This is a genomic window from Pseudomonas sp. MF09156, from assembly GCF_059862305.1.
The window spans coordinates 1-11,986 of the sequence record NZ_JCBCUR010000017.1; the positions used below are offsets into that span (position 1 = coordinate 1).

12 protein-coding genes are annotated in these 11,986 nt (G+C 60.7%); 8 read left to right on the top strand and 4 right to left on the bottom strand.

Going from position 1 to position 11,986, the window contains the following annotated elements; genetic code table 11:
• Positions 1–415: 415 nt before the first annotated feature.
• Positions 416–1,303, top strand: coding sequence for a threonine/homoserine exporter RhtA (gene rhtA / locus AC19YY_RS25355; protein WP_500605060.1), 888 nt, complete (start codon positions 416–418; stop codon positions 1,301–1,303).
• A gap of 169 nt (positions 1,304–1,472) precedes the next feature.
• Positions 1,473–1,754: a hypothetical protein gene (locus AC19YY_RS25360; protein ID WP_169957217.1), complete on the top strand. Its 282-nt coding sequence runs from the start codon at positions 1,473–1,475 to the stop codon at positions 1,752–1,754.
• Positions 1,755–1,758: 4 nt separating this feature from the next.
• Here AC19YY_RS25360 and AC19YY_RS25365 read toward each other — a convergent pair whose 3' ends face one another.
• Positions 1,759–2,319 (bottom strand): TetR/AcrR family transcriptional regulator, encoded by a 561-nt coding sequence (locus AC19YY_RS25365; protein WP_169957240.1) that lies wholly within the window; start codon positions 2,317–2,319, stop codon positions 1,759–1,761.
• A 90-nt stretch (positions 2,320–2,409) separates the two neighbouring features.
• Between AC19YY_RS25365 and AC19YY_RS25370 the strand changes: the two genes are divergently transcribed.
• Entirely contained in the window at positions 2,410–3,141 is a 732-nt protein-coding gene (locus AC19YY_RS25370) for an SDR family oxidoreductase (protein WP_169957218.1), read from the top strand.
• A 36-nt stretch (positions 3,142–3,177) separates the two neighbouring features.
• Positions 3,178–3,768 carry a 2-hydroxychromene-2-carboxylate isomerase gene (locus tag AC19YY_RS25375; RefSeq protein ID WP_169957220.1) on the top strand — a complete coding sequence of 197 codons (591 nt, stop codon included), beginning with the start codon at positions 3,178–3,180 and terminating at the stop codon, positions 3,766–3,768.
• A gap of 44 nt (positions 3,769–3,812) precedes the next feature.
• Here the strand turns inward: AC19YY_RS25375 and AC19YY_RS25380 are convergent, their stop codons facing one another.
• The 3 genes from AC19YY_RS25380 to AC19YY_RS25390 all read right to left on the bottom strand — a co-directional run bounded on the left by AC19YY_RS25380 (position 3,813) and on the right by AC19YY_RS25390 (position 7,310).
• Entirely contained in the window at positions 3,813–5,621 is a 1,809-nt protein-coding gene (locus AC19YY_RS25380; RefSeq protein ID WP_500605061.1) for an aminopeptidase P family protein, read from the bottom strand.
• Between the two features lie 37 nt (positions 5,622–5,658).
• Positions 5,659–6,819: a cysteine desulfurase family protein gene (locus AC19YY_RS25385; protein ID WP_500605062.1), complete on the bottom strand. Its 1,161-nt coding sequence runs from the start codon at positions 6,817–6,819 to the stop codon at positions 5,659–5,661.
• Between the two features lie 221 nt (positions 6,820–7,040).
• Complete coding sequence (locus tag AC19YY_RS25390; RefSeq protein ID WP_500605063.1) at positions 7,041–7,310, bottom strand: hypothetical protein; 270 nt, start codon at positions 7,308–7,310, stop codon at positions 7,041–7,043.
• A gap of 254 nt (positions 7,311–7,564) precedes the next feature.
• Between AC19YY_RS25390 and ssuD the strand changes: the two genes are divergently transcribed.
• The 4 genes from ssuD (at position 7,565) to AC19YY_RS25410 (ending at position 11,740) form a co-directional block, all read left to right on the top strand.
• The gene (gene ssuD / locus AC19YY_RS25395; protein ID WP_500605064.1) at positions 7,565–8,710 is read left to right on the top strand and encodes an FMNH2-dependent alkanesulfonate monooxygenase; all 1,146 of its coding nucleotides are present in this window, start codon (positions 7,565–7,567) and stop codon (positions 8,708–8,710) included.
• Between the two features lie 119 nt (positions 8,711–8,829).
• On the top strand, positions 8,830–10,017 hold the full coding sequence (locus AC19YY_RS25400) for an acyl-CoA dehydrogenase family protein (RefSeq protein ID WP_500605065.1): 1,188 nt from the start codon (positions 8,830–8,832) through the stop codon (positions 10,015–10,017).
• 8 nt (positions 10,018–10,025) lie between these two features.
• Complete coding sequence (locus AC19YY_RS25405) at positions 10,026–11,129, top strand: sigma-54 interaction domain-containing protein (protein WP_170042846.1); 1,104 nt, start codon at positions 10,026–10,028, stop codon at positions 11,127–11,129.
• 155 nt (positions 11,130–11,284) lie between these two features.
• Positions 11,285–11,740 carry a VOC family protein gene (locus AC19YY_RS25410; protein ID WP_169957228.1) on the top strand — a complete coding sequence of 152 codons (456 nt, stop codon included), beginning with the start codon at positions 11,285–11,287 and terminating at the stop codon, positions 11,738–11,740.
• Positions 11,741–11,986 lie beyond the last annotated feature (246 nt).

Below are 11,986 nucleotides of genomic sequence, written 5' to 3' on the forward strand. Positions count from 1 at the left end.
AAGTGATTATTTTCAGAAGTTTCGAGATTTTCCTCAACAACTTCAACCACTTGCGCCTTCGATCTCTCGTCAGCGGGAGGCGAATTCTACAGCGTTACACGCTGCTGTCAACACCTCTTTTTCAACTCCCTTTTGGCTTCGATGAACTGAAGCAACCTGCTGCCGAAAACTACATAACTCTTTGTTTACCAAGGAGTTTTTCGTTTCGACTGCGCCGGAAGTGGGGCGAATTATAGACTTCTAGAATCTGCCGTCAACCATTAATTCAATTTATCTATCGAAGACCCCGAACCCCTTCAGAACCCTCTCTTTATAGAGAGAAGAACCCACTAATTGAGCAATATATTGCTCAATTAGTGGCAGTTGATCATCATAGTGCCTTCTGCCTCTATATGAACCTGGACGAACACCCCCAATGACCACTTCATCCCGCAGCCTGGGCTCGGCACTATTCCCCGTCGGCCTGCTGCTGATTGCCATGGCCTCGATCCAGTCGGGCGCCTCACTGGCCAAGAGTATGTTCCCGATTGTCGGCGCCCAAGGCACCACCACGCTGCGCCTGGTTTTTGCCAGCATCATCATGCTGCTGTTGCTTCGTCCCTGGCGCGCAAAACTCACCGCCAAATCACTGCGCACCGTCATCGTGTATGGGATGGCGCTGGGCGGCATGAACTTCCTCTTCTATATGTCATTGCGCACCGTTCCCCTGGGTATCGCGGTAGCCCTGGAATTCACCGGCCCACTGGCCGTAGCCATCTATGCTTCGCGCCGCGCTGTCGACTTCCTATGGATTGCCCTGGCCATCGTAGGCCTGCTGCTATTAATACCGGTTGGTGAAGCCAGCCAAGGCATCGAACTGACCGGCGCCGCCTACGCACTGGGCGCAGGCATCTGCTGGGCCCTCTATATTTTGTTCGGGCAGAAGGCCGGCGCAGACAACGGCGTCCAGACCGCCGCCCTCGGCGTGATGATCGCCGCGCTGTTCGTGGCCCCTATCGGGATCGTTCACGCCGGTAGCGCACTGCTGACCCCCTCGCTGATTCCAATCGCCATTGGCGTGGCGATTCTTTCCACCGCCCTCCCTTACACCCTGGAGATGGTCGCCCTGACCCGACTGCCCGCACGCACCTTCGGCACCCTGATGAGTATCGAGCCCGCATTCGGCGCGCTTTCGGGGCTGTTTTTCCTCCAGGAATACCTGTCCCTGGCGCAATGGCTGGCGATCGCCTGCATTATCATGGCCTCCGTCGGCGCTACCCTGACCATGCGCAGCCAGTCGAAGCCAATCGTCGCGGCAGATTGAGACAGGATTTAACGAAGCTCTGGTATTTGCCGCTCAATTAGGCCATGTTTAGTCTGTAACTCAGTGTCAGTCATGGAGATTTTCGAATAAGGACATCCACGGACGCTACACTTGAGAGCGAGCAAAGCCAGCATCGGGCATTCCAACGGCGCGGCTATTAAGGATGGTAATGAAGCGAATTTTGATAGTGTTTGTCGTGATCGCCCTGGCTGGGTGTGCCGCGACCACCAAGACAGAAGTCAAACGCGGAAAGAAAGGGTTGCATATCAACTGCTCTGGCCTGTCCTCCTCCTGGGACCAGTGCTACACCAGCGCAGCCAATTCGTGCGGCAAGAAGGGCTACCGGGTCATCGCCAAGTCCGGCGACAACACGGAAGAGCCGGGTGATTATCCCTTCGGTATCAACCCTGCCGGCTATACCAGCCGCAGCATGATAGTGCTCTGCAAGTAAGAGCTCATTGTTGGGTGATTCTCTGGCTGAGCTCTTTATAGCTCGATGAAAGCACCTGCGCTTGAACGTGCGGGTCAACCATCATCCTGGCAACCACCAGCGCCCCCACACACTGGGACAAAATGGCCCAGGCCAGGCTGTCACTCTCCAACGTCCGCGCCCAGTTGGCCTGCAGCCGACAGATCCACGCTTGCGCCTGCTGGCGTACAGCTATATCCGCACGCGCAATATCCGCCCCCATGCTTGGCAACGCACACCCGTCCTGCACCTGCTCTACGTGGGTCATGCTCAAATAGATCTTCAGGCACCGCCCCAGGCGCTCCCGACTCTGCACTTCCCCCGCCCCCAAACGCTCAAGGCTTTGGCTCAATTCTCGTTCGACGATTGAACCGAACAGCGCATCCTTTGAGGAAAAGTGGCTATAGAACGCGCCCCCACTCAAGCCAATGGCTTTCATCAAGCCGTCTACACCAACGCTGGCAAACCCTTCTTTCTTGGCCAGTGCCGCGCTGCTCTGCAGAAGCTTGTCTCTGGTTTGCTGCTTGTGACTGACTGAATAGCGCATTGCCTCTCCCCCAAAATACATGACCTTGACGCCTGTCGAATCGTAGCATAACGTTCGTTTAGTTAACGATCGTTTACCCAAGGATCTGCCATGACTGAGAATAAGAAAATCGTACTGGTCGTCGGCGCAGGCGATGCTACAGGCGGCGCCATCGCCAAGCGTTTTGCCCGTGAAGGTTATGTCGCCTGCGTCACCCGACGCAGTGCCGACAAGCTGCAACCCCTGGTGGACAGCATCCAGGATGCCGGCGGCGAAGCCCATGGCTTTGCCTGCGATGCACGCAAGGAGGACGAGGTGATCGCGCTGATCGAGCAGATCGAACACGAGCTGGGTCCGATTGAGGCCTTCGTGTTCAACATCGGCGCCAACGTGCCGTGCAGCATCCTCGAAGAAACTGCGCGCAAATATTTCAAGATCTGGGAGATGGCCTGCTTCTCAGGCTTCCTCAATGCCCGGGAAGTGGCCAAGCGCATGGTGACGCGCCGACGCGGGACGATCCTGTTTACCGGTGCCACCGCCGGGCTGCGCGGCGCAGCGGGATTTGCCGCCTTCGCCGGGGCCAAGCACGGCATCCGCGCCCTGGCCCAAAGCATGGCGCGCGAACTGGGCCCGATGAACATCCATGTGGCCCACGTGGTGGTGGATGGCGCCATCGACACTGACTTCATCCGCGACAACTTCCCCAGCAAATATGCCCTCAAGGACCAGGACGGCATCCTTGATCCCGCGCATATCGCCGATAACTATTGGCACCTGCACAGCCAGCCACGGGATGCCTGGACCTTCGAGCTGGACCTGCGCCCCTGGAACGAAACCTGGTAAGCACGCCTACATAACAATAAGCAGCGAGCATCCGACATGAGCAAAACCCTGGAATTCTTCTTCGACCTCGGCAGCCCCACCACCTACCTGGCGTACACCCAACTGCCCGGAATCTGTGGCGAAACCGGCAGCCAACTGGTGTACCAGCCCATCCTGCTGGGCGGCATTTTCAAGGCCACCGGCAACGCCTCGCCCATCACCATCCCGGCCAAGGGTCGCTACATGCTGCAAGACCTGGCACGCTACGCCAGGCGCTACGATGTGCCCCTCAAGTTCAACCCGCACTTCCCCATCAACACCTTGACGCTGATGCGCGCCGTCACCGGCATTCAGCTACGCCAGCCAGAGCGCTTTGTCGACTTCATCGACTGCCTGTTCCAGGCGTTATGGGTGGAGGGGCGCAACCTCGGTGATCCGGCCGTCGTCGCGCAAGTCCTGACGGAACACGGCTTCGATCCGGCAAAGGTATTGGAGCTGACTCAGGATGAGGACGTAAAGGACGCCCTCAAGCGCAAGACCGAAGAGGCGATTGCCCGTGGCGTGTTTGGTGCGCCGAGCCTGTTTGTCGATCAACAACTGTTCTTTGGCCAGGATCGCCTGGACTTTGTCCGCGAAGCCTTGAGTTAAAATCTGCAAGCCGCTCGCAGGCCACGCCTGCGAGCGGCCGGTCCTTATATAGCGGCCGTGCGCAGCTGCAACCATTCCAGCGCAGCGCCACTGAGCAACGGGCTCAGACGTTGACGCACCTCGCCATGGTAGTCGTTGAACCACTGCCGCTCCTCGGTCGTCAGCAACGACGGCACCAGGCAACGGGTATCGATTGGGCACAGCGTCAGGGTTTCGAACTTGAGGAACTCGCCAAACTCGGCCTTGCCCGCCTCTCGGTTGAGCACCAGGTTCTCGATACGTACGCCCCAACGGCCCGGGCGGTAGGTACCCGGCTCGATGGAGGTGATCATGCCCGGCTGCATGGCGGTTTGCGGCGCGGCTGCGGCTTGGTACGCAATCACCTGCGGGCCTTCATGGACATTGAGGAAGTAACCCACCCCATGCCCGGTGCCATGACCATAATCCACGCCTTCGGCCCAGATCGGCGCGCGAGCGATGGCGTCCAGCAAAGGCGAGAGGATGCCCTTGGGGAATTGCGCACGCGACAGGGCAATCACCCCCTTGAGCACCCGCGTGCAATCGCGCTTTTGCTCCTCGCTCGGCGTACCGATGGGCACCATCCGCGTGATATCAGTGGTACCACCCAGGTACTGGCCGCCCGAGTCGATCAACAACAGGCCATCACCTTCGATGACTGCATGCTCTTCTTCGGTGGCGTGATAGTGCGGCATCGCGCCATTACTGTTGAAGGCGGCGATGGTATTGAAGCTCAACGACACGTAATCCGGGCGCCGCGTACGCGCGGCCGTCAGGTGTTCGTCAATCGTCAACTCGGTGATGCGCTCGCGGCCCAGGGCCGAGTCCAGCCAGGCGAAAAACTCGCACAAGGCCGCGCCATCCTGCTCCATGGCCCGGCGAATATGCTCGGCGTCCGCCAGGCTTTTACGGGACTTGGCCAGCGTGGTCGGGTTGAGCCCTTCCACCAGCTTGACCCCACTGGCCAGGTTATCCAGCAACCCTGCGGTCACGCGTGCCGGATCAACCTGCAGGCTGGCACCGCTCGGCACCTCCCCCAGGGCCGCAGCCACTTCGCTGTAGTCACGCAGCGTCACGCCATCGCGCTCCAGCACCCCACGCAACTGGGTATCGACCTTGTCGAGGGCCACAAACAGGGTGGCCCGCTGCTGGTTGATCAGGGCAAATGATACAAACACCGGGTTGAACGAAACATCTGCACCGCGCAGGTTGAACAGCCAGGCGATGTCGTCCAGGGTGGCAATGAAATGCCAATCCGCGCTCTTTTCTTTGAGGCTGGCGCGCAGTGCCGCGAGCTTTTCGCCACGGCTGACCGTGGCCTGGGGTGGCAGGTGCTGATAGATCGGCTGGTTTGGCAGGGCCGGACGGTCGGTCCAGACCTCGTTCAACAGATCGATATCGGTCCGCAGGCGCGCCCCCCGCTCAGCCAGTTTGCCGCCCAGGGTGCGGGCGGACGCAACGGCCATCACCGCGCCGTCCACCGCCACTACGCCGCCTTCCGGGGTTTGCTCACCCAGCCATTCCAGCGGGCCGGGCTGCCCTGGTTGCAGCTTCACCAACTCGATGCCGCTGCCGTTGAGCTCCTTGCTCGCCTGCTCCCAGTAACGGCTGTCAGCCCAGACCCCGGCAAAATCAGGCGTGACGATCAGCGTACCGACCGACCCATGAAACCCCGACAACCACTGCCGCCCCTGCCAGTAGCCCGGCAAGTATTCGGACAGGTGCGGGTCGGCCGATGGCACCAGCAAGGCATCGATGCCCTCCCGTTTCATCAACTCGCGGGTATGCGCCAGGCGCTGGGGAACCGTTCCATGGGTCAAAGGCTGCGTAGTCATCATGTCTCCTGCTAACCACTCATAATTGTTATGTGTTTCAAACTGCCCAGAAGGCCGGTGCGCTGGCCAGCGAGCGCTTGATCAATTGCACCGCCTGATCGATATCCTGCGCGGTGGTAAACCGCCCAAGGCTCAGGCGAATGGTGCGACCGGCGCTGCGCGCATCATGCCCGAGGGCAAGCAGAACATGGGACGGCGCATTGCTTGCCGAATTGCAGGCAGAGGTCGCCGAAAACGCGATACCGGCGCTCAAGGCCGCCGAGTTGAACTCACCTTCGCTGAACGTCAGGCTCAAGGTGTGAGGAATGCGCTGGGTGGCGCTGCCGTTCAGGCGCACACCGGGAATGCTCAGCAATTGTTCAAGCAGACGCTGACGCAGGGCGACAATACCCGCCGACTCTTCGGCAAAAAATTGCCCCGCCAACGCGAAGGCGCTGCCCATGCCGGCGATCTGGTGGGTTGCCAGGGTGCCCGAACGCAACCCGCCTTCATGGCCGCCGCCGTGGATCTGCGCCGTGACGTTCTGCTGCGCCCGCGGCCCGACATACAACGCGCCGATACCCTTGGGGCCATACAACTTGTGTGCAGAAAACGACATCAGGTCGACCGGCCAGCGCGCCAGGTCGATCTCGACCTTGCCGGCGCCCTGCGCCGCATCCACATGCAACAGCGCCCCATGCTCACGCACCTGCGCGCCAATGGCCGGGATGTCGTTGAGCGTACCCAATTCATTGTTGACCAACATCAACGACACCAGGAACGTGTCTTCCCGCAGTGCCTGGCTGACGGCCTCGGCGGTGATCAGGCCGTCGGTGTCCGGCACCAGGTAGGTCACGGCAATCCCGGCTTCCTGCAATTGGCGTGCGGTATCCAGGGTCGCCTTGTGCTCGATCTGGCTGGTGATGATATGGCCACCGGCCACACCCCGCGCCTGGGCCACACCCTTGAGCGCAAGGTTGTTGGATTCGGTAGCGCCTGAAGTCCAGACGATCTGTTCGGCCTGGGCCCCCACCAGTTCCGCCACCTGCCGGCGCGCCTGCTCGACCGTGTGCCGGGCCTGTTGGCCAAAGGCATGGGAGCTGGACGCAGGGTTACCAAAGTTGGCGTTGAAACCCAGGCACTCGACCATGACCTGGATGACCCGCTCATCCACCGGTGTGGTGGCGGCGTAGTCGAAATACAAAGGACGTTTATTCATGACGTTAAAGACCCGCAGAGCATGTTCCCGAGAGCAGCGTCCCAGGGGCAGCGATCAGTACAGAGATCGTCAGGTTAACCCGATCGGATGCCGTTAAAGAATTTAAAAGTGCGTAGGAACGCTCCTGAAATTGAGCTTAACAGGCTCGATGAAAAGGATGGAAAACAAAAAGCCCGAAGTTCCTGCGGGGAACCTCGGGCTCGGGACCACAGCCAGTGCTTTTAGCTGGGGCGGTCATGCAACATCACGTTGCGTTCGGCATTCATTTCGCCCTGGCGATCAAAGCCAAACGGCTTCTGCGACCGGCCAGCCAGCTCGGCTTTCTTCTGTTGATATTCGTCAAACGACAGACCACGACGATTGAGTCCCTCCATCCCCAACTGCCTGGTTTCCTCGGCGGTATACGGGCGCAGTTCGGGGCCTGGCTGGGCGGCACAACCGGCAAGGAAAGAGGCAACCAGTAACAAGGCAACAGAGAGGGTGTGGTTCATGGCAAAGGTCCGGCGAATGGGGCGTCAAGGCAATGAACACAGGCTACTCCGGCCCCCTCCCAGGGAAAAATCATCCGCTGTGATAGTCGCTATCAGCCAATCCTGCATATTCTTTACAGGTCTATAAATAGAGAAATACGTTCGTTTACGGAATAAACAAGACGCTCTATAACGGTCCCCCAACGCCGCAACTGTTGTTTACACAACTGTTGGCCAGGCGACACCCCCTGTTGAACATCGCTCAAGGACTTGTCATGGATGTTTTCTGGTTCCTTCCGACCCATGGCGACGGCCATTTCCTCGGTACCACCCAAGGCGCTCGCCCGGTCACCCTCAACTATCTGAAACAAGTAGCCCAGGCCGCCGACAACCTCGGTTACCACGGCGTGCTGATTCCCACTGGCCGTTCCTGCGAGGACTCCTGGGTGATTGCCTCGGCGCTGGTGCCCCTGACCGAACGCCTGCGTTACCTGGTGGCGATCCGCCCTGGGATCATCTCGCCCACCGTGTCCGCGCGCATGGCCGCCACCCTTGACCGCCTGTCCAATGGCCGCCTGCTGATCAATGTGGTGACCGGCGGCGACCCCGATGAAAACCGTGGCGACGGCAGCTTCCTCGACCACAGCGAGCGTTACGAGGTGACCGATGAGTTCCTCAAAATCTGGCGTCGGGTATTGCAGGGCGAATCCGTCGACTTTGAAGGCAAACACCTGAAGGTGCAGAACGCCAAGGCCCTCTATCCGCCGGTCCAGAAACCCTACCCACCGCTGTATTTCGGTGGTTCGTCCGATGCCGCCCACGACCTCGCCGCCGAACAGGTGGACGTGTACCTGACCTGGGGTGAACCACCGGCAGCTGTCGCGAAAAAACTCGCCGATGTACGTGAACGCGCGGCGCGCCATGGGCGCACCGTCAAATTCGGCATTCGCCTGCATGTGATCGTGCGCGAAACCGAAGACGAGGCCTGGAAAGCGGCAGCCAGGCTGATCGAGCACATCAGCGACGAAACCATTGCCGCCGCGCAAAAATCCTTCTCGCGCTTTGACTCCGAAGGCCAGCGCCGCATGGCCGCCCTGCACGATGGGCGGCGCGACAACCTGGAAATCGCCCCCAACCTGTGGGCCGGCGTCGGCCTGGTACGCGGTGGTGCCGGCACCGCCCTGGTGGGCAACCCGCAGCAAGTGGCCGAACGGATCAAGGAATACGCCGACCTGGGCATCGAGAGCTTTATCTTCTCCGGCTACCCGCACCTGGAAGAGGCCTATCGCTTTGCCGAACTGGTGTTCCCGCTGCTGCCCGAACCCTACGCCAGCCTGGCCGGACGCGGCATCACCAACCTCACCGGGCCGTTCGGCGAAATGATTGCCAACGATGTACTGCCTGCCACCGCCAAAGCCTGAACCAACCTTTGTAGGAGCCGGCTTGCCGGCGATGGCGATTTGTCAGTTACACCGCTATCGCCGGCAAGCCGGCTCCTACGGTGGGTCTTCAGTGCATTTGATTTTTTCAGGAGCTGCGCGTGACAGCCAAACCCCATAGCGTCCTGCCGCCCCCCTTGCAGACCGCCAAGCTGCTGGCCGCCGAGTTCGCGCTCAGCGCCGTGGAGCGTGACGAGCGCGGCGGCACGCCCAAGGCTGAGCGCGATGCCCTGCGCCACAGTGGCCTGCTGGCCCTGAGCATTCCCACCCAGTACGGCGGCCTTGGCGCACGCTGGAGTGAAACCCTGGAGATCGTGCGCGAGTTCGCCAAGGTCGACAGCTCCATCGCCCATGTCTTCGGCTTTCATCACCTGATGCTGGCCACCGTGCGCCTGTTTTCCCGCCCGGAACAATGGCAACCCTGGTTCGAGCAGACCGCCCGCAAGCACTGGTTCTGGGGCAACGCCCTCAACCCGCTGGACACCCGTACGGTGGTCAAGGACTTTGGCGGCTGGCGCGAATTCTCCGGCAAAAAAAGCTTCTGCTCCGGCGCCAGCGATTCACAAATGTTGATCGCCTCGGCGGTGGATGAAAGCGCCGGCGGCAAGCTGTTGATCGCCGCCATCCCTAGCGGGCGCAGTGGCATCACCGTGCACAACGATTGGAACAGTATCGGCCAACGCCAGACCGACAGCGGCAGCGCCAGCTTCGAACGCGTGCGGGTCGAAGAATCTGAACTGCTGCTCGACCCTGGCCCCCTGAGCACGCCCTTTGCCTGCCTGCGCCCGTTGATTGCGCAATTGACGTTCACCCATATGTTCCTCGGGATTGCCGAAGGCGCGTTTGAAGAAGCGCGCAACTACACCCTCGCCGAGACCCGGCCCTGGCACAAATCCACCGTCCAGGATGTGCGTCAGGACCCTTATGTGCTCAACCACTACGGCGAGTTCTGGGTCGCGCTGGAAGGCGTGCGCCTGCTGGTGCAGCGGGCCGCCGAGCTGCTGGACCAGGCCTGGGACAAGGGCCCGGCCTTGAATGAACAGGAGCGCGGGCAACTGGCGATTGCCATCGCCACGGCCAAGGTCGCCGCCACCCGCAACGGCTTGGAGCTGTGCAGCCGCCTGTTTGAAGTCACCGGCGCCCGCTCCACCCATGCCTCGCTGCGCCTGGACCGCCATTGGCGCAACCTGCGCACCCAAAGCCTGCACGACCCGGTGGACTACAAACTCCACGAACTGGGCGACTGGGCCTTGAACCAGTCCCTGCCCACGCCAACGTTCTATTCCTAGAGGTGCCCATGCAGCTTTTGACCCTCCCGCCCTCGCCCGCCCTCGCCACGTCGATTCGCGCCACCGCGCAAGTCTTCGAAGACCCGAAATCCCAGGCCTTGCTCGCGCATATCCAGCAAGTGGCCCCCAGCGAAGCCAGCGTGCTGATCATCGGCGAGACCGGCACCGGCAAAGAGCTGGTGGCCCGCCATATCCACAACCTCAGCGCCCGGCGCAACCGGCCCTTCGTGGCGGTCAATTGCGGGGCGTTTTCCGAATCCCTGGTGGAAGCGGAGTTGTTCGGCCATGAAAAAGGCGCGTTCACCGGCGCCCTCAGCGCCAAGGCCGGCTGGTTCGAAGAGGCCGACGGCGGCACCCTGTTCCTCGATGAGATCGGTGACCTGCCCATGGCCATCCAGGTCAAGCTGCTGCGCGTTTTGCAAGAGCGCGAAGTGGTGCGCCTGGGCTCACGCAAGAGCATTGCCATCGATGTGCGAGTGCTGGCGGCGACTAACGTGCAATTGGAAAAGGCCATCAACGCCGGGCATTTCCGCGAGGACCTGTATTACCGCCTGGACGTGGTCAGCCTGGAACTGAGCCCATTGCGCGAACGCCCCGGCGATATCCTGCCCCTGACCCGGCACTTTATCGACGCCTACAGCCAGCGCCTGGGCTACGGCCCCATCACCATCAGCCCCGAGGCCGAGCAAAAGCTCAAGAGCTACAGTTGGCCGGGCAATATTCGCGAACTGGAAAACGTCATTCATCACACCTTGCTGATATGCCGCAATGGCGTGATCGAGCGCGATGACCTGCGCCTGTCGAACATGCGCATCGAGCGCCAGGACGATAGCCAGCACGGTGTCGACAACAGCGCCGAAGCCTTGTTGGAGCGGGCCTTCCAGAAGCTGTTCGACGAACAGGCCGGCGCCCTGCATGAGAAGGTCGAAGACGCATTACTGCGCGCAGCCTACCGCTTCAGCCACTACAACCAGGTACACACCGCCAACCTGCTGGGCCTGAGCCGCAATATCACACGCACCCGCCTGATCAAAATCGGCGAACTGGCGGTCAACAAGCGCCGCCCAGGGGCAAACCTGCAGGGCGAACGCATGTTGCACCTATCGATATAGGTTGGCGCTGCGCTCGGTGCAATCGTGCGCGCCGCTGCTTGATGAAATATTCAGGGAGCCGTGACAGTCGTCGGCTAGCCAGAGGCCACGAAAGACCTGGCCTATAGTGAAAAGACCGGAAAAACCGGCCCCTGGCAACCTTCAAGGAGAGCGACATGAGCGTCAAACCTATCCCCGAGGGCTATCACAGCATCACGCCCTACCTGGGCATCGACAAGGCCGCGCAAGCCATCGAGTTCTACAAAAAAGCCTTCGATGCCACTGTTTTCATGCGCCTGGACATGCCCGACGGCAAGGTCGGCCATGCCGAGCTGCGCATCGGCGATTCACCGATAATGCTGGCCTCGCCCTGCGATGAAATGGCCTTCGCCAGCCCAGGAGCGCACCCCACCAGCGTTGGCCTGCACCTGTATGTGAAGGACGTCGACGCCCAGTACAAACAGGCGATCGCGGCAGGCGCCATTGCGATTTCCGAACCCAAGGATCAGTTCTACGGCGACCGCTCTGGGACACTCAAGGACCCGTTCGGGCATGTCTGGTTCCTCGCCACCCATATAGAGGAGTTGACCGAGGAACAGATTCGCCAGCGCGCCAAGGACCTGTTCGCATAACCCCCATCACCTGTAGAAACCGGCTTGCCGGCGAAAAACCCGGGAACAACGCGGGGCAGCCAATACCCAGCGTTATCGCTGGAGATTTTCGCTGGCAAACCAGCGCCTACAGGGCGCTTGTTGCGCATCGGAAACATTTGCTTTCATTTGCGTCTTAGGGTTTTGCGATTCTCATCCGTCTTAACTTAGATACAGCCCGTCGCGTAAGCAAAAGCTACGACCGGCCTTTCCCGGGCCTCCTCTGCC